The sequence below is a fragment of the Geobacter psychrophilus genome (genome assembly GCF_056821595.1).
In genome coordinates, this window is sequence record NZ_JBXDTU010000004.1 from 571,615 (window position 1) to 589,986 (window position 18,372).

The window sequence follows — 18,372 nt, forward strand, 5'->3', positions numbered from 1 at the left end:
GGCTACGCTCCTATCATTTCCGCTTTGGCTTCACCGTTCAGCCAGTACGAGCAGCCAGCACCAGACTTCGCCAGATTCGGCACCAAATCCTTGGCATCGATCGTCATTGAAACCAGCGCCGGGAGGCCTGTCGCCTTGACAGTCTTGAACAGCCCATTGCGCCCGCCCTTGTCCAGGATATCGGCCGCATCGATCACCAACGCCTGAGACTTATCCAGCAGGGCCATGCCGATCTGGAGAATTACCCGGACGCGGAACTTTGCGGACTCGGACAACAGTAGGTAGATGGTCCCGCCATAGGTAGGGAGGAAATCAGGCTCCAGCGCCACTGTCCGCCAGCCGGCCGCTGTGGTGAACTTCTCCAGGGAGGTATTGAACGACTTCAGCGCCCGTGCGAGAACGTCGCAGCGGATACCCTCGGGGGCAATCTTCGCGTACAGTTCGGTATTATTGCAGATAGCCGTGTGCAGCCGGTCGGCTTCGAGCTTGGCCTTGAATGCCTTCAGCCGCTTCTCTGCCACCGCCAGGGTGGTGCGACAGTCGTCAACGGAAACATCGGACTTGCCAGCAACCGGCTTGGCCAGCTCCTGCTCGGCAAGGGAGGATTCCCCCAGCAGACGCAGCGCATCCGTAATAGCCCGCTCGTTCGCCTTCTCAGCTTCGCGGATATTGGCCTGAATGCCAGATACCGCCGTCATGTGCTTTGATATGGCGTCGTTGACGCTATCGAGCTTTGATTGAATCTCAGTGATTGCGGCTTGCCGCTTCGTTATTTCATCTTCAGACAGCACAGCAGCGACTGCCAGTTTATTGCCTGCTACCTGCAGCATGGTCTCGCAGTGCGGGCATGCCATACCGGCCGCCTGTTTTGCCGATGGTAGCTCGTTCAACTCTTTCTGAATGGCGTCCCGCTTCTCCGACATGCCCTTGATGAAGCCTTGCGCCTCATCGATCTGCGCTTGCATGGCAGGGTCAACTGTCGCAGCCTTGGCAGCGGTAACAGCGGCTTGACGTTCAGGTACCAGCGCGGCCAGTGCTTCGAGATCTGCCCGCTTGGAATCGTCAACGGCATCGGAAGCAATGGCAGATTCCAGCGCGTCTCTGGCATCGGTAACGAACGCGGCCAGTGTAGATTCGGACTGCCCCATCAGCTCGTTGTCGTATCCCTCGGGAATCCAGCTCTCTCCCTTCCTGCTGCCGTACTGTTCGCCAGCTACTTGCTGCCACTGGCCTTTCAGTCGGGCGCCCTTCTCTTTGATCTGTGCCGCTGCACCATCCCAACCCTGTTTTTCTATCAGGTCCCAAAGCTGGTCAATAACAGTAGCGGCAAGGTTCATGCTGGCCAGCTGCTTATCGAGGTCTTCCCGTGTCGGTGTGGCGCGCAGGTATTCGGTCAGAACCTTCACGCGCTCTTTGTCGTCCAGGTTGACGATTGATTGCAGGCCCGCGGCAAAGTGTGAAGCATACGGCGCGGTCCCTTCCGTTTTGACCTTCGCAGACGGCCATGTGATATTTGTATTGCCGTCAGCGCTGGACAGCTCAACGCTCCCGTTCGCAGTACCGGACCGGACCAACATGCCGGCCTGTGTTTTTTTAACACCGTAGATCGGGATCGGTTCTCCGGTCAGAGCTGCTGCCAGCGCCTGGCTTGCCGATGTCTTCCCGGCCTCATTCGGGCCAGCCAGTAGACAGATTTTGTCGATGTTGAGGCTGGCCGAAGCCAGCCCCCTGAAGTTGGTTATGGTGACGTTCATGCGGTCACCTCGGCTTTGAATGACGAGCACTCGGAAACATCCTTGCCGACATGCTCGATCGTGCATCCGTCAAAGGCGGATTTAGAAAAGGAAGGGCAGTCATCGTTCAGGCAAACTGAGGCTGCGACGACGGGTATTCTGTGGGGCTCATCCTTAAAACAGATGCAGTCGATTTCGTTCTGCTCGGTAAAGCAGATATCAGAGTGTTTGCATTCGTTCCAGGTCTTGCAGATGCCGGCGCGGCGGATGGATTCCTGCTCCTGCTCCTGCAAAGCAATTCCATACTGACAGTCGCAATACCCGTTGTTTTCGCCGTCCTCTATAATCTCCCCGGCGTTCCCGCAAATGCCGCATGTGGCTATTTCCTGCACAGCCTGCTTGCACTCCCACACCATTTCATACTGCTTGCAGCCGTTGCCCTCGGTGGCGTCGTGATAGTGGCATCCCTCATTGCCACAGATAGTAATATCCGGTTCATCCGGATTGTGCTCGATCTGCAAGAGCTCACCCTCAATGACCGGTGATGGTGCAGCTGCTTCCTCTTTGCGTTCCTCGGCTGCGTCTCTCCGGTCCTGCTCTCCTTCGAAGTCCAGCCACTCTTGACGTTCTTCATCTGACAGCTTACGTTGACCGATCGTGACGTCACTGTCTGTTCTGACGGTGTAAACCATGCCTGCTGCGTAATCGAATACCAGATCGCATTCAACCTGGCGGTCTTCTTTGCGGGTGGATATCTTGCGAGCCAGCAGCCGACTATCAGCCACACATTTATTCAGCTTAGCTGTGAAGTCGGAAAGAACCTCTTTCTTTTGAGCTTCAATTTCAGATTGCTCGGTTGTTACGTTGGCCAGCTCCTGGCTATATGTGGCGACCTCATCAATGGTCAGGTCGCAGGACAGAGTTTTCCATAGGGTGTGCTTTGACATTTATATTTTCCTCTCGTAATTGGTTGAGTTAGAACAGATCGCCCATATCTTCAGACGGTTCGGTTTCGGCGACGGCCGTCTCGTCGGCAGGGTGTGGCGGTTCTTCCTGATTTGTGCCGGGAGGATCAGGGAAATCGTCTTCTGTGACGTGTGCGGTTGTGGTTACCGGTCCCGGCTCCTGCGCCTTAGCATCCGCCTCATCAGCAAGCCGGTCCTCTTCGACTTCGGCGGCTGTACGGCGCTGTTTACCAGGGGAGGGCTTGCCGCGTTCACGGGTAGGAGCTTGCACCGTTTCAGTGACCTCACCGGTTCCAGCGTCAATGACTTCTCCGTCCTCAATCAGCGGTTCAACGAGGGCGGGTGTTTCTTTTGTGGCTGCGGGGCTGGTCTTTTCGGGGGTCACCGTTGTGGCGGCAACCAGGGCAGGTGCTTCTTTTCTTTCGGGAGTGATATTGATGGGAGACACATCTTCCATCTCTTCACGCGTCTGCATGCCCATGGTGATATTCGGCGCATATATCTTTGCGAAATAAGATGCAGCTCGGTAACGAAACATCAGGTCTGGCATGGTTTTCCACTTGCTGCCCTGCTTGCCAAGCCAGCCCTCGCCCTCAACCATCTGATACGTAATCCACGGACCCTGACAAAGTTTGCCGGTTTTCTTCATCGTTGCCACGGCACGGACCTTGAAGCTTTTTGCGTGCGGATCGTCGCCAACGACTTCGAAATCAAGAGGGTCAACAAATATCCCTGAATCATTCACCAGGGCGATGATCAGTTTCGCCTCCATGCTCGGTTTGCCCTGGATGATTACAAGCGACTGGAGCATTGCAAACGGGCTGATACCCATACGGTCTGCCATCTCAATGGCGATGAAACAATTTTCAGGCTTCCCCTTGTAGGCAACTGGCACCAAATCAGAAGACGCAAAAAGCTTTGACGCCCTCCAAATCTGATCAAATGCAGCGGGGTTATAAAGGGCAGGCTTGCCGTTATCTATCTTGGCAACTGCGGTGGTCTCCTGTACTGCTGGCATATTTTCAGTGCTCATTATTTATCCTTTCGTTAATTCGCAGAATGAGGTCCCGAATGCGGGACAGTATTTAGGTGTGCACATCATTGATGACTGGTTGCATGGGAACGCCAGTTCAAGATCACCCTGCGGCCTTTTATCCGTAACGCTGTCGTCAAACAGTGCCATGTCGGACTTAATCCGGTGAATCGTACCCATGGCGTTACGCTCGCACGGGGCTACACCGTAGGACGTCAGAATTGGCGGCGTCTGGTGTTTGGTCTTTCCCATCCGGGGGATGTACCTCATCCCGACACCTGATAGGTCCGTTATCCCGTTCGACCTGACAAGCAGGGAATACCCGCCCAGCTGGCCTTGATATGGCCGGACTACCGCGCCGGTTTTCGTATCCTCAAGGAATCTGTCAACATCGATCAAATCAGGGTGCCCGGTCAGAATCCACCCATCCCCGCAGTTGGCCGACAGGCCGAACTCCCCGCCAATCTCCACCGCTGGCTCACCGTTGCTGAGGGTCAGCGGCATGCGGGGTGTATATACCGCCGTCATTCTCTGTACCTGCAACTGTGCTGTGTTGAGATTCGGAGTCGTATCGTCCCAGACAGCCCCTTTTGACAGTTCGTCAACCATATCCACAATTGCCAATTCGACTGCAGCATTGATGTTGATGGTGTCCCCTCGCCAAAGGGCTTTATTGAGTTCTGCTGTAGCGGCATGCACCGCCGTTCCCACGGATGAACCAACGGAGGGCGGCAACTCTCTGAACTCGTAACCAAGTTTCTGGAATTTGCGCTTGTACTGCTTGGCTACGGCGCGGCGGGTACAGTCGCTGTATCCCGGCAGCATGGAGGCTCGGATGTTCATTGTCCAAACTCCACAAACTGGCCTGCATCATCCAGCGTGTACCAGACTTCTGCTTTGAGCTTTCCGTCACTGCCATCACCGCAACCTGTTTCAGCGCAGCGCATCTCCCCTCGCTCGTCTTCTTTATTCCACCAAGTCAGGGCGATACATCCGTACTTGCCAGCCTGTGCTTTACTGGAAAGGCCGGTACATACGGCGGCTGATCTGTCGCCGGTAGCCGATGATGCTGATCTGTCGCCGGTAGCCGATGATGCTGATCTGTAGCCGGTAGCCGATGATGCTGAGCTGTCGCCGGTAGCCGATGATGCTGATCTGTCGCCGGTAGCCGATGATGCTGAGCTGTAGCCGGTAGCCGATGATGCTGAGCTGTAGCCGGTAGCCGATGATGCTGAGCTGTCGCCGGTAGCCGATGATGCTGATCTGTAGCCGGTAGCCGATGATGCTGATCTGTCGCCGGTAGCCGATGATGCTGATCTGTAGCCGGTAGCCGATGATGCTGATCTGTAGCCGGTAGCCGATGATGCTGATCTGTCGCCGGTAGCCGATGATGCTGAGCTGTCGCCGGTAGCCGATGATGCTGATCTGTCGCCGGTAGCCGATGATGCTGAGCTGTCTGCAACAATGTGGTTCGACGTGGATGTTTCGTACTTGCGGGAAAACATAAATTTGAGACTTGCGCCGATGAAGTCGGGCAACGAGAGTGAGGCACCTATCTTGATTTCCGTGCAGGCAACCTTGCTATCATCTGCATGCTTGTCGGTTTGTCCTGATCCCTCGACCTGGTGGAAAACGCTTTCCCCTGGAGAGTAGTAGCTGAATACGTCCAGTGGATTTTTGCAGAAGTGGAAACCGGAGTTGCAGGCCGAAGCCGAACCTTCATGCTTGAATGTTTCGCCTTCCTTGAACTGGAAGCCTCGGCACTTCATATCCCGGTCAAACCCCTTGAAGCCGGTAATCACGGGTGTAGACTCTTCATTTTTCTTGATCTTTTTCGCCATTCTCATTATCCTTTCACTGCTAGTGTTTTGGATTAGCCCTGTTCCTGCAGGGCTTTTTCATTCAAGCAAGAGTCGCATATTCCGTGCGATACTCCCGATGTGCCCCTTCCGTCCTTCTGCCCGTATTCCTTGTTGCAGTACATACACACAACGGTGATCACCGACTGCCATCCGGCCGGTATCATTTCAGCCCCCTCGCCCTTTTCTCCATCTCGGCGTTAAATTCATACGTCCACCGTGCGAGTTCCGATGTTGAACCGGTCAGAATTTGTTCACATGTGACAGTCGGCAAGACGTGGCGATGGTTGATATTGTGCGCGATCCTCCATCCGATGGCTGAGAAGAGGGCGATCACCGCCAACACGCTTGCAATGGTTTTTACCGCCTCACTCTTGTCGATTCGTTCCGGTTCGATTCGTTCCGGTTCAAATCTGTTCAAATCCCTGCTGAAGATGTTCATTTGTGATTCCCTCCCGTTAGTTTTCTGTTCAGCTCGTTTCTAGTCTCCTGCAGTCTTGCGGCAAAACTCCCCGGACGTACGTTGACAACTTCTACCTGCTTTCCGGCGATCATTTGCCGTAGTAACTTGTTTTGCTCAACCAACAGGGCTGCTATGTCGTCTAGGGTGGCCATGGCTTAAATTCCTTGATTCTGTTTCACATCTTGTGAGTTAAATGCACCAGTGTTGACGAAAAAAAAGGACGGAGGTGAATCTAAAGCAGTCATTATCTTTGCAATGTTTTCAGTATTTGGCCGGACCTCCCCCCTTTCCCACAACGATACCTGTTGTGATGTTAATCCGAGCATTTCAGCAAGTTGAGCTTGAGTCAATCCCCTGGACTCACGAGCTAAAACAATTCTGCTTGGATCGAAATGTATTGCCATGCCTATCCCCTTTCCTGAATTAGTGTTTGCGACGTTGACAACTTACTAACATGAGCCAAATGCAACAGTCAATAAAAAATTGAGACAAAATAAAAAAATATGATATTCTTTTGTAAACCACATGAACCGGGAGGATATATGTTAACCGTACTGCAAGAATTCATTACCAAAAGTTTGCAGGAAGGCAAGACATACAGGACTATCGAAAAGGAATGCGGGGTGGATCATAGCAATCTATCGCGCTATCACACCAAAGGCACTACTCCGGATTCAAAGAACCTTGTAATGCTGGCTAAATATTACGGGGTTGAATTCCACGAACTGCTGGAGCAATCAAATAACAAGCGGGCCAATGACATACCATATAAAAATCCCCGGCAAATGCTTGCAGGGGATCTTTTTGCTTCTTTGCCTGAAAATATCCAGGAAGAGTTGATAGGAATTATGATTGAGCGGAAACAGAGGCTCGCCACTCGGTCAGAATAGAGCTCGTGTTTTCGGCATGGCTTTTCCCGATCCTGAATGAAATACGATTGAGTAGTTCGTCATGGTCACATGGTTTAATAATATAATCATCGGCACCAAATTTAAAACCGGCAACGATATCTTTTGCCGAGCTGAGACATGTTTTGACGATGATTGGAGTATCGCGAGTTCTTTTGTTTTCTCGTAACTGTCGGCACACTTCATGCCCGTCAACTCCAGGCATCATGACATCGAGCAGAATTAAATCAGGTTGTGAGAATATTGCACGATTGAAACCGGTTTCACCATCTTCAGCAACCAGTACTTTGTATCCGGCTGAGGTTAGAACATGGCTCATTACATCTAGTTCCCGGTAATCATCATCGATAATTAGAATAGTTTTCATACATCCTCCACGGTTTTTGATGGTCGCTGAGAACAGTAAATAGTTTTTGTTCTTAATGAACAATTAAATTAATGGCCAGTAGCGACAGAATACGCGCATCGGATTTGTGGGGCTGTTTGTGGGTACAAGAAAAACGATAAATTAGCGGGGAAGTATTGGAAAGAAATAATTACAGTTTAGCGTGCTCGGTTGTAATCAGGTGAATGATGCAGGCGGACATGTCCATTCCCAATTTCTCCGACAACTGTTTTAACATTTCTTTCTGATGTTCGGTCATGCGGATTTTTACACTTTCTGTCTTATATTTCGACATTTCACGGCAACATACAATAAATGGAGGAGTTATGAAAAGGATTTTATTGATTTTTCTGATGCAGCTTATATGCGGGTGTGGCGGTGGTAGTGGTAGTGCTCCCGAAACACCTCCTGCTACATCTCAAAATGTAAACCTATCCGGGGCATACGCTTTACAGAGTTACACTTTCCCCCTCCCAAATCCGAATACGGTAATAAACAACAGGCTTCCCGGCGGGAGCTTGACAATAAATCAATCTACATGGTCAGTTATTTATCCGGCCTCCCCTCTGGATGTTACATACAGTGGAACATACTCACTTGTTTACGCAGATACGACTTCAGGCACCTTCACGGTAAACTCATTCTTTGGCCCTATATCAGGTGCTTTTACACTTTTAGGAAATACTTTCCTCGTTAGATATACGTCCGTCCCTGCCACACTTGGAATAACTGGAGAATGGGACACCTATACCAAAATCAATTGAGGTAACACCATGAGCTACCGCAAGCATCCTACAAAAGGTGACGGCCATTGGTACATAGTTGTTGAAGGTGATTTTGTCAACAAGAAGGGTAAACCAATCCGCCAGAAGTATGTCAAGTTCCAGGGCACTGAGGCCGAAGTTCAGGCCGCCGATGCTGAATTGAACAACAGGCCGGCCGACCTACAATACCCGACCCTGTTAAGCATCATCCCCCGCTTCCTGGCTGCGTATCAGAACAACACACAGCCGAAGTCATATCGTGCCATGGAGACATCACTGACACATATTCTGCCGTATTACGGTGAAATGCGAATACCGCTGATATCCAGCCATCACCATGAAGAGTACAAGAGCATGCGGCTGGCGTCCACATACCTCCCCGGCAAACCATGGCAACAACTGGCAGACGATACCGAAGAGGAAACCGCAAAGCGTAGGGCAATCAGCAAACTCACCATCAATCGTGAACTTGCCAGCCTGAAAGCCCTTCTGACGTATGCAGAAGAACAAAAGATAACTGTCAACTCCCGGCCCCTCATCTTTGGGAAGCGCCAGTGTACTAAAAAAGCCATCGTACCGCTGGCCCCGAGTCAACTGGTATCGCTGGTCAACGTGCTGGACGGACCACAAGCCATATCAATTGAGTTAATGTTGTATACCGGCATGAGGTTGAATGAAGCCACATATATGAGGTGTGAGAACATTCACCTGGATAACAATACAATGTATGTGATCGGCAAGGGTGGAGCAATGCAGCTTGTCCCAATCCCCGCGCCGATGGTGCCACGGCTCAAAGCAGTTAAAGGAGATCGTGCCACCGGCTGGCTGTCCGTAAACCCCATAACAAAAGAACCTTATGGAGATATCACGAAGCGGCTGAATACCCTTTGCAAGAAAGCCAAGATCACCAAAACAATTGGGCACCACACCCTGCGGCATAGTTGCGCCACGGCTTTAATTCTTGCCGGTGTAGAGCTCCCAAAGGTGCAGTCCATACTCCGGCATGAAAGCATTGATACTACCATGCTGTATGTTCATATTGCCGCTTCGTTTGGGTATTCAAAGGAGGGATTGATAGCGCGGGCGCTGTTTGGATTGGACAGTAACGAAGAGTCATCGAATAAAGCCGGTGTAATTAGTGTAACTGAAATGTCACTAAAGGGGCCTGTTTATGCGGATTCACAGTCTAAGCTTTCTCACTCGTAATGAGCAGGTCGTCGGTTCGATTCCGACCAACGGCTCCACGTTTTTCAGCAGATCAATATTCCTGCACCACATGAAACCTGTATTTGACACAGTATTTGATCTGTGCTGACACAGGTTTTTCCATGCCTGTAAATTTACTTCAACCGCAACAATTGCTGTTTCTATCGATCAACGGCCTGACAAATACGTCCGGCAGGGAAAATCCCTGGCGGCCCGGCATCTGCTGAAGCTATCACACTGCCTGCAGCTCTTCAACAAGCTTTCGATGCCATTTAATACGTAGAGACAACAATCATCATCGGAGCAGAACACACTACAGCTGTTGCCCTTTATATTTCTCAGCATCAATGCTATGTGTTCTTGGCAGTTTTTATCAACGCCGCAATAACAAGATTTGCAGGGTACCCCATGCTGTTCAGATTGTTGCTGATACTTATACTGACCCTTGCGGCCACAACCGCCCAGGCAGATGATACTGTTTCTGCGGATGAAGATCCGGCATCAGAGCAAACCGATGTGTACTACAACGCCATGATCCGAAGCATTGATCTCGATAAAACCAGGTGGAAACCATTCAGCAGATCCATGGATAGCGGACCCTGGTTTTATGACACACAGAGTATCGGACGGAATGGCCAGAAGGTGGCCGTCATGGTAACGGTATTCCCTCACCCCCAAAAGACGGAGATGTATAGTTCCGTCTACAGTGACCACTCAAAAATCAGAAAAATCGTCTTCGAAACAGACATCAACTGCACGGCACATACCTACCGGCAGCCCCGGATACACGTCTACGGCTATTACAAGGATCTCCTGGCCGAACATTCAAACAACAACTCCAGGTTTTCAGCGATCAAAAAAGGGACCACGACAGATACCCTCCAGGGCCTTGTCTGTGGAACGGGTCACAAGAAAAAACGCTGAACAGCCCCGCATGCCCTTTAACAGACAGCGTGACAGGTTAATATGGTGCGGCACCATTTTCATCAGTGAATTTTTTTTCGATCTGCTGTATACTTACAACTATAACAATGTTCTCTGCATCTCATGGTATACAACTGCCCTCATAAACAGGATTAGTACGTGCACGATATCATTTCTGACGTACTAAAAAGGAAGTTTCCATGTCCCTGATTTTAGAAGCAATCCTTATGTCGATGGGAATGATCGTTATATTCTTTCTTGCCTTTCTGGTGCTGTATATTCTTGCGCTGACCCTGGCTCCCATCGAGCGGGGGCTTTCTAATTATATCTGGACACACACCACGCCACCACCACCCAAAATCCCGCTTCCAACCGGCTCGTTCAGGGATTTCAGCAAAAAATACTGATTCACAGAAGAAGCAACAAACATCAAGAGGCTGTTTCCGTCAGGGAACAGCCTCTTGATGTTTGCTCATGTGTCGGATCGGCAATCAGAAACCGAACAGACCCCGCAGACGGTCTCCCACTCCGCTTTTGGATTTTTCAGAACCTGACCCCGCCTCATCTTCAACAGCCCGCGAATCGCTGGAATCTTCGTCCTGCGACTTGGATGGCTGTCTTTTTTTGGATGAAGACCGGCTTTTCCCACCACTGTCATCATCACCTGCCAGCAATGACGTCATGCCGGTTGATTTGAGGCGAACCTTGACCGACCACTGGGGATTCCATGCCTGTTTGGGATCCTTGGGCTTGGGCGGATGCACCAGGTTCAGCTCTTCACCATAGGCGATGAACTGCAGCATGGCACCCTGGGTATTCTTGAAGACAGGAGGTACGGTGCAGGTTGTCCGGGAGGCATCCATCACCACCTTTTCCTTGATAAAACGCTTCACATCAGCGGGGGTCAAATAATCCTGCAGCGCAAAACCGATCTCGGGCACCTCACTGGCTGACCAGAAGATGGAGTCGCCGGATTGCTGGTCATGCCCCATGGCAGTGGCAAAATATCCGATTGCCGTTGGAATCGCCTGCCAGTCCACCTTTGTGCCGCCGGACGGGGTTGCCTGGAGCGCTGAAAACTCTACCGGTTCCATGAAGTCACGTTTCTTGTCAAGGGCAAACGAGATCTCCGGCAGATAATTTCCTTTGACGACATGGTTGCCGATCAGCGAACTGTCCTTGGGTACATCGCTTCGATCATCACTGTTGGGCCATTCTCCATAGGTCCAGCCTTTATGGGCCGAGGGCGGGACCTGGTGCGCCGGCGATCTGCCGGCAAAGGACTTGCCGAATTCAGCGGGACTCATCTTAGCCGTATCGATCACCCGGGGCTGACCTTTGCCGATGGCCTCACCGCACCCCCAGTAAATCAGCATGCGCGCCTTCGGTTTTTCATACCGCTCCGGACGCTCTCTTTCACCCGGCAGATGCTCCCGTTTTTCCACCTGGGGAGTTACCAGCGGCAGAGACTCGCCCATATTCTGTCCGGGGGGGATGACGTGGGCAGCCTGCGGCTTGCCGGCCGCCAGTTGTGGCGATTCAAGCTGCAGAAGTAACTCGCGACGCGGACCAAATGCGCTTTTCCCGCCAAACAGATAGGCCATTCCGGACATCTGCCCGGACATCCCGGGCATGCTCTGGCTGGTCGTGGCAACACTCATCCAGTAATGGGGATAGGGCTTGATTTTCTCGGCGGCATGAGCGGATACCGACAAGAGCAACAACATACTGCATGGGATCACAAGATTCACCACCCTGAAACCTGCCATAATGCCTCCTTCTCCACTGGTTTTTAAAAGCTTGACGACAAATACTGGTTATTAGGATTCAATACCCATCAATTTCGAAGAATTATACCTGGGTTTGCTGCATTATCAAACGCAATTTTGTCTGCACGACACTGGTGACAAGCTGCATGGAGTAATGGTATAGTCACACCCTTGCATCATGCAACCTCGGTAGCCGGGAGACATGCTGACCATGGATTTCATAACCTTCACTCCACTGAACCCGACGGATATCGAAACACTGCTTCCGTTGGCGCACCAGATCTGGCATGCCCATTACCCCGGTATTATCAGCGTTGAACAGATAAACTACATGCTCGAACGTGGGTACACCCGCGAGATCATCCTTGATGAGATAGAGCATCAGGACATTTCCTGGATGGTCATCCGGGATGGCATGACGATGATCGGCTTTATCTCTGTCGGCCCGTACGGTGACGGCATTATGAAACTGCACAAGCTCTACCTGCTCCCCGAATACCACGGCCGGGGCATCGGCACTCGTGCGCTGGCCGAGGTTGAACGGATTGCAAAACAACGCAATACCGCTACACTTGTGCTCAATGTGAACAGACATAACCAAAAGGCCATCAGCGCCTATGAACGTGCAGGGTGGCATGTCGCGGACGAAGTCACCGTCGATATCGGCAGCGGCTTTCACATGAATGATTACGTTATGGCTAAACAATTGACATAAGGAGAATGAATCATGCTGAACCTGAAAGATCCCACTCTTTTGAAACAGCTGTGCTACATCAACGGCCAATGGCTGACAGCAGACCACGGGGCAACCATTGATGTTGCAAATCCGGCAACCGGAGACACCCTGGGGACGATACCCAGAATGGGCGCAGAGGAAACACGCCGGGCCATACAGGCTGCGGAGGCCGCCCTGCCCGCCTGGCGGGCAAAAACAGCCAAGGAGCGCGCCACCATCCTGCGGCGCTGGTTCGACCTGATGCTGGCCAACCAGGAGGACCTGGCGATCATCATGACAGCTGAACAGGGCAAGCCGCTGGCTGAATCCCGGGGTGAGATCGCCTATGCCGCCTCGTTTATCGAATGGTTTGCCGAAGAGGCCAAGCGGGTCTATGGCGACACAATCCCCGGCCATACCGCGGACAAGCGCATCGTGGTTTTGAAGGAACCGATCGGCGTCTGTGCCGCCATCACACCCTGGAACTTTCCGGCCGCCATGATCACCCGCAAAGCCGGTCCGGCACTGGCGGCCGGCTGCACCATGGTGGTCAAGCCGGCCACCGCCACACCGTTTTCCGCACTGGCATTGGCCGAACTGGGCGAACGGGCCGGCATCCCGGCCGGTGTATTCAGCGTCGTCACCGGATCAGCAGCCGCCATCGGGGGTGAGATGACCGCCAATCCGATCGTGCGCAAGCTGACCTTTACCGGCTCGACCGAGATCGGCAAGGAATTGATGGCCCAGTGTGCCGCCACGGTCAAGAAGGTCTCGCTGGAACTGGGCGGCAACGCCCCCTTCATCGTCTTTGATGATGCCGACCTGGATGCTGCGGTGGAGGGCGCCATTGCGTCCAAATACCGCAATACCGGTCAGACCTGTGTCTGCACCAATCGCATGCTTGTCCAGGATGGCGTCTACGATGCCTTCGCCGGGAAACTAGCCGCAGCCGTCGCCAGGATGCAGGTCGGCAATGGATTGCTGGGTGATTTCCAGCAGGGCCCGCTGATCGATATGGCCGCAGTGGAAAAGGTGGAGGAGCATATCGCCGATGCCGTGGCCAAGGGAGCGCGCATCGTGCTTGGCGGCAGGCGTCACGAACTGGGCGGCAGCTTCTTTCAGCCGACCATCCTGGCGGATGTGACCCCGGAGATGCTGGTTGCGCGCGAAGAAACCTTTGGCCCGCTGGCGCCGCTGTTCAGATTCCACAGCGATGACGAGGCCATCCGCATGGCCAATGACACCGAATTCGGCCTGGCATCCTATTTCTACACGCGCAACATCAACCGTGTCTGGAAGGTGGCGGAAGCCCTGGAATACGGCATGGTCGGCATCAACACCGGTCTGGTTTCAACGGAACTGGCGCCTTTCGGCGGTGTCAAGGAATCCGGCATCGGCCGGGAGGGCTCGAAATACGGCATCGAAGAGTTCCTTGTGGTCAAATATCTCTGCATCGGCGGAATACAATGATCACACAAGGATGGCTATGACGACTCAGCCCGACATACCCGCCAAGCCGCGCGTCCTGATCGTCGAAGATGACCCGGTGTCGCAGAACCTGCTGAAATCAGCCCTGAAGAAGGAGGGCTACGGCTTCGCCGTTGCACATAACGGGCAGGAAGCGATCGATCTTTACAGCCAGGAATTTTTTTCGATCATCATAACCGATTGGCTGATGCCGGAAATGGATGGGCTCGAGTTGTGCCGACTGATCCGGAGCATGAATATCGATCGGTACATCTACATCCTCATGCTGTCCGGTCAGAACTCCAAGGCACACCTGGTCAAAGGGCTCGAATCCGGCGCTGACGAGTACATCTTTAAACCGATTCATCATTCGGAACTGAGGGTGCGTCTGGCAGGCGCCTGCAGGATTCTGAATCTGGAGTCGTCCCTGAAACGGAGCATGGCCGAGATCCATGAGCTTTCGGTTCGTGATCGCCTCACGGGGAGCTTCAACCGTGTCTACATGGATCACCAGCTGGCACAGGAGATCACGAGGGCCGCTCGATATCACCACCCGTTATCTGTTCTCATGTGTGACCTCGACCACTTCAAAATCATCAATGACACCCACGGCCACCTGGCCGGTGATGATGTTCTCAAATCCTGTGTAGCGAACCTGACCGCCACATTCCGCCAGGGGGTCGATTGGATAGCCCGCTATGGCGGTGAGGAATTCGTCATCGTCCTGCCGGAAACAGATCAACCCGGCGCACTGCTGGTGGCTGAACGGATGCGGGAGCGGATTGCCGCCACGCCGGTAAATTTTGGTGGTTGCGACATTGAAGTTACGGCAAGTTTTGGAACCGTAACACTGATTCCAACCCATAAAGAAAACACCCGTGTCACGGAACAGGTGCTGAACATAGCCGACACATGCCTGTACCAGGCGAAGAATGCCGGCAGAAACCGTGTGGTTTCTGCTGAAATGTAAGCTGGGGCCAGTATCAGAGCAATGAGCAGACACCCTCTTTATCCTGTACAGGGAACAGGGTCAAAGGATACTCTCCACTGATGTTTTCTCTTTTCGGCATACGCCGCAGGATGGCTTTTGCTTTCAGCGTGTTCCTGGTGATCGTCTCCATCGCCAGCGTCTGGGCTATCATGACAGCCGTCACAAGCATGTCCCGCGAAAACATAACCCGCCAGCAGACCTCAATGATCACGATGCTCGCCAGCAGCATCGACGACAAGCTCGGTCTCTACCTCAGCGCCCTGAGCGACCTTTCAACCACCCTTAAACCTGATCATTTCAGCAACCCTGCCCGTGCCCAGGCCTTTCTCGAAGATCGAAAAGTCATCCAAGGCCTCTTTAACAACGGCATCTACCTCTTCGACTCCCGACAGAATATTCTGGCCGAATCACCGCACGTTAACGTGAGACAAAACCCCAGAGTCGAGGAACTGGTACCCTTTTTGAAAAAAATCGCCGAATACGGCATGCCGGACATTTCAGACCTGTATTACTCTCCCCGCTCCCAGGGCGCGGCCATCCTGATGGCAGCTCCGATCTATGACCATAACAACCGTTTGCTGGGCTACCTGGCAGGCAGCCTCAACTTGGTGAATGATTATTTCATAGAAGAGGTCATGACCCACAAAATCGGCACAAAGGGCTACCTGTACCTGTTCAACACCAACCGCACCATGGTCGTCCACCCGGACAAATCCCGCATCATGAAGCAGGACGTCCCCCGGGGGGTGAACATACTTTTTGACAGGGCCAGTGAAGGATTTGAGGGGAGCGGCGAGACCGTCAATTCACGCGGCATAGCCCAGATTGCATCATTCAAGCGCTTGAAGATGACCAACTGGATCCTGGCCTCCACCTACCCGATTGACGAAGCCTACGAACCGATCAGACACTTCTTCTGGCATCATCTGCTGCCGGGAGCAGTCCTGCTGACACTGCTATCTCTGCTGCTGGTCTGGACGCTTTCCAGCAGGGTCACCGCCAAGCTGAACACCTTTACCGAACAGATCGGCCATATCCGTAAGCACCCAGAGGAGCTGCACGAAATCCAGATCACCAGTAATGACGAGGTCGGCGTGCTGGCCGATGCGTTCAACAAACTGATCAAGAGCCTCGACGCAAAAGAGACGATGCTGCATGAAGTCGAAGACCGCCTGACGCGCGCCCTGCAGGGTAGTAACGACGGCATCTGGGATTGGGATATGGCAGCGGGGCGGGTGTTCTATTCTCCGCATTATATCGACCTGCTCGGCTATACCCAGGAGGAATTTGAACCGACAATTGACTCCTGGGCCATGCTCATCCATCAACAGGACATTGACCGGGTCTGGGACCTGTTCCGGCAGCATTTCGAGAGTGAAACCGCCTTTTTCACGAGTGAACACCGCATTCTATGCAAAAGCGGCGACTATCGCTGGTTCCTGGCGCGCGGCCTGGCCTGGCGGGGTCCGGGCAACACCGTCGTACGCATGGCCGGTTCGCTTTCCGATATCAGTGACCGCAAGCTGATAGAGGATGAACTGGTCGCCGCCAAAGTGGCCTCAGACAGTGCCAACCGGGCAAAAAGCGAATTCCTGGCCACCATGAGCCATGAGATTCGCACCCCGATGAACGGCATCGTCGGCATGGGAGAACTGCTGGCAGGAACCGGACTCTCCCCTGAACAGCGCGACTACCTGAAAAACATCACGGTCTCGGCCGACAATCTGCTGGCCATCATCAATGACATTCTTGATTTTTCCAAGATCGAAGCCGGCAGGCTGGATCTTGAATGCATTCCGTTCGGGCTGCGGAGCACGTTCGGCCAAACCGCACGTGTTCTGGGGGTCAAGGCCGCTGAAAAGGGGGTCGAACTTCTGCTGGACATCGCCCCAGACGTCCCGGACCAGCTTACGGGCGACCCGCTCAGGCTGCGCCAGATCATCACCAATCTGGCCGGCAACGCCATCAAGTTCACCGAACGGGGTGAGGTGGTTATCAGCATCTGCTCGGATGCTCCTCACGATAACGCAATCCGCCTCAACTGTACGGTCCGCGACACCGGCATCGGCATTTCACCCGACCAGCTGGAATACATATTCACCCCCTTCACCCAGGCCGACAGCTCCACCACCCGCAGGTTTGGCGGCACCGGACTGGGGCTTTCCATCACCCGCAGACTGGTCGACCTGATGAATGGTGATCTCACCGTCGAAAGTACACCCGGCATTGGCAGCACCTTTCGGGTTTCCATCACCTGCGGTCTGCAACCTGAACTTCATCCGGAGCAGCACATGGCCCGGGAGCTTCTCGGCCGCAAAGCGTTTGTGGTGGATGACAATGCCGTCAACCGTTCCATTCTGGATGGTTTCTGCAGGATGTGGGGCATTGAATGCCGCTCTGCCGCCTGCGGCGTCACGGCATATGATGCCTTGCTGGCGGCCAGCCGGCAGGGGTGGACACCTGACGTGATCCTGATGGATATCCACATGCCAGGTCTGGATGGCTGGGAAACATCTGCCCGCATTCGAGCCATACCGGCCTTATCCGAATGCCGCATCATCGTCATGTCACACACTGCGTCTCCGCAGGATTCGGGACTGCGTCAATCGCTCCGGATCGATGGCTGCCTGTTGAAACCACTTATTCAGGAGGAACTCTACGAAGCCATCCGCCTGGCACTCAATGCCCCTGCAGCGGAGGCAGCCCCGCCAGTGTCACCAGGAGCGGTTGACTTGACGCCGGATCAACGGCTTTCGATCCTGGTTGCGGAGGATGCTCCCATCAACCAGAAACTGATTGAGCGGGTACTCGAAAAACAGGGCCACACGGTTACCATCGCCAATAACGGTGAAGAGGCGTTGCAGCTATGGCGGCACGCTGCCTTTGACCTGATCTTCATGGACATCGAGATGCCGGTTATGGATGGACTCACGGCTACAGCGGCCATCCGTGCCCTCGAACGGGAGCTGGGAGGGCATATCCCGATCGCCGCCATAACCGCCCACGCCCTTCAGGGGGATGAGGCAAAATGTCTGGCGGCCGGCATGGACGACTACATATCGAAACCGTTTAAGAGCCGCGAGGTGCGCGACGTTGTTGCCCGGCTGACCCCCCATGCTGAAAAGCATTCCTCCGGGTAAGGGATAACGGCATGCCACGCAGATTGTTGACTATGTTGCAGCGTGCAGCC

Annotated in this window: 17 protein-coding genes, 1 tRNA gene and 1 pseudogene; 10 read left to right on the plus strand and 9 right to left on the minus strand. The window is 53.3% G+C overall.

The window, feature by feature from the left end; translation table 11 throughout:
* Window positions 1–2 precede the first annotated feature (2 nt).
* From ACOCF6_RS04945 to ACOCF6_RS04975, 7 genes are all read right to left on the minus strand, one after another.
* On the minus strand, window positions 3–1,754 hold the full coding sequence (locus ACOCF6_RS04945; protein ID WP_482459282.1) for an AAA family ATPase: 1,752 nt from the start codon (window positions 1,752–1,754) through the stop codon (window positions 3–5).
* Window positions 1,751–2,680 carry a hypothetical protein gene (locus ACOCF6_RS04950; protein ID WP_482459283.1) on the minus strand — a complete coding sequence of 310 codons (930 nt, stop codon included), beginning with the start codon at window positions 2,678–2,680 and terminating at the stop codon, window positions 1,751–1,753. The genes ACOCF6_RS04945 and ACOCF6_RS04950 overlap by 4 nt, the downstream gene beginning before the upstream one ends.
* A 28-nt stretch (window positions 2,681–2,708) precedes the next feature.
* Window positions 2,709–3,731: a recombinase family protein gene (locus ACOCF6_RS04955; protein ID WP_482459284.1), complete on the minus strand. Its 1,023-nt coding sequence runs from the start codon at window positions 3,729–3,731 to the stop codon at window positions 2,709–2,711.
* Between the two features lie 3 nt (window positions 3,732–3,734).
* Window positions 3,735–4,574, minus strand: a complete 840-nt coding sequence (locus ACOCF6_RS04960; RefSeq protein ID WP_482459285.1) for a PD-(D/E)XK nuclease family protein — start codon at window positions 4,572–4,574, stop codon at window positions 3,735–3,737.
* Window positions 4,571–5,572: a DUF7666 domain-containing protein gene (locus ACOCF6_RS04965; protein ID WP_482459286.1), complete on the minus strand. Its 1,002-nt coding sequence runs from the start codon at window positions 5,570–5,572 to the stop codon at window positions 4,571–4,573. Before ACOCF6_RS04965 ends, ACOCF6_RS04960 begins: the two co-directional genes overlap by 4 nt.
* A gap of 181 nt (window positions 5,573–5,753) precedes the next feature.
* A complete protein-coding gene (locus tag ACOCF6_RS04970) occupies window positions 5,754–6,032 on the minus strand; it encodes a hypothetical protein (protein WP_482459287.1) in 279 nt (92 codons plus the stop codon).
* A 176-nt stretch (window positions 6,033–6,208) separates the two neighbouring features.
* On the minus strand, window positions 6,209–6,457 hold the full coding sequence (locus ACOCF6_RS04975; RefSeq protein WP_482459288.1) for a helix-turn-helix domain-containing protein: 249 nt from the start codon (window positions 6,455–6,457) through the stop codon (window positions 6,209–6,211).
* A 138-nt stretch (window positions 6,458–6,595) separates the two neighbouring features.
* On the opposite strand from ACOCF6_RS04975, the gene ACOCF6_RS04980 reads away from it, so the two are divergent.
* A complete protein-coding gene (locus ACOCF6_RS04980) occupies window positions 6,596–6,943 on the plus strand; it encodes a helix-turn-helix domain-containing protein (RefSeq protein WP_482459289.1) in 348 nt (115 codons plus the stop codon).
* Here the strand turns inward: ACOCF6_RS04980 and ACOCF6_RS04985 are convergent.
* Window positions 6,900–7,328, minus strand: coding sequence for a response regulator (locus ACOCF6_RS04985; protein WP_482459290.1), 429 nt, complete (start codon window positions 7,326–7,328; stop codon window positions 6,900–6,902). The genes ACOCF6_RS04980 and ACOCF6_RS04985 overlap by 44 nt on opposite strands.
* A gap of 344 nt (window positions 7,329–7,672) precedes the next feature.
* Between ACOCF6_RS04985 and ACOCF6_RS04990 the strand changes: the two genes are divergently transcribed.
* From ACOCF6_RS04990 to ACOCF6_RS05010, 5 genes and pseudogenes are all read left to right on the plus strand, one after another.
* The gene (locus ACOCF6_RS04990) at window positions 7,673–8,110 is read left to right on the plus strand and encodes a hypothetical protein (RefSeq protein WP_482459291.1); all 438 of its coding nucleotides are present in this window, start codon (window positions 7,673–7,675) and stop codon (window positions 8,108–8,110) included.
* A 354-nt stretch (window positions 8,111–8,464) separates the two neighbouring features.
* Window positions 8,465–9,142: pseudogene (locus ACOCF6_RS04995) on the plus strand (tyrosine-type recombinase/integrase); the annotation flags it as partial.
* Window positions 9,143–9,235: 93 nt separating this feature from the next.
* Window positions 9,236–9,354: transfer RNA gene (locus ACOCF6_RS05000), tRNA-Thr, on the plus strand.
* Between the two features lie 370 nt (window positions 9,355–9,724).
* Complete coding sequence (locus tag ACOCF6_RS05005; RefSeq protein WP_482459292.1) at window positions 9,725–10,240, plus strand: surface-adhesin E family protein; 516 nt, start codon at window positions 9,725–9,727, stop codon at window positions 10,238–10,240.
* A 200-nt stretch (window positions 10,241–10,440) separates the two neighbouring features.
* On the plus strand, window positions 10,441–10,647 hold the full coding sequence (locus tag ACOCF6_RS05010; RefSeq protein ID WP_482459293.1) for a hypothetical protein: 207 nt from the start codon (window positions 10,441–10,443) through the stop codon (window positions 10,645–10,647).
* A gap of 84 nt (window positions 10,648–10,731) precedes the next feature.
* Here the strand turns inward: ACOCF6_RS05010 and ACOCF6_RS05015 are convergent, their stop codons facing one another.
* Complete coding sequence (locus tag ACOCF6_RS05015) at window positions 10,732–12,009, minus strand: hypothetical protein (protein WP_482459294.1); 1,278 nt, start codon at window positions 12,007–12,009, stop codon at window positions 10,732–10,734.
* Window positions 12,010–12,220: 211 nt separating this feature from the next.
* On the opposite strand from ACOCF6_RS05015, the gene ACOCF6_RS05020 reads away from it, so the two are divergent.
* The 4 genes from ACOCF6_RS05020 (at window position 12,221) to ACOCF6_RS05035 (ending at window position 18,322) form a co-directional block, all read left to right on the plus strand.
* Window positions 12,221–12,724, plus strand: a complete 504-nt coding sequence (locus ACOCF6_RS05020) for a GNAT family N-acetyltransferase (protein ID WP_482459295.1) — start codon at window positions 12,221–12,223, stop codon at window positions 12,722–12,724.
* A gap of 12 nt (window positions 12,725–12,736) precedes the next feature.
* A complete protein-coding gene (gene gabD / locus ACOCF6_RS05025; protein ID WP_482459296.1) occupies window positions 12,737–14,194 on the plus strand; it encodes an NADP-dependent succinate-semialdehyde dehydrogenase in 1,458 nt (485 codons plus the stop codon).
* A 16-nt stretch (window positions 14,195–14,210) separates the two neighbouring features.
* Entirely contained in the window at window positions 14,211–15,161 is a 951-nt protein-coding gene (locus ACOCF6_RS05030; RefSeq protein ID WP_482459297.1) for a diguanylate cyclase, read from the plus strand.
* A gap of 80 nt (window positions 15,162–15,241) precedes the next feature.
* A complete protein-coding gene (locus tag ACOCF6_RS05035) occupies window positions 15,242–18,322 on the plus strand; it encodes a response regulator (RefSeq protein WP_482459298.1) in 3,081 nt (1,026 codons plus the stop codon).
* Window positions 18,323–18,372 lie beyond the last annotated feature (50 nt).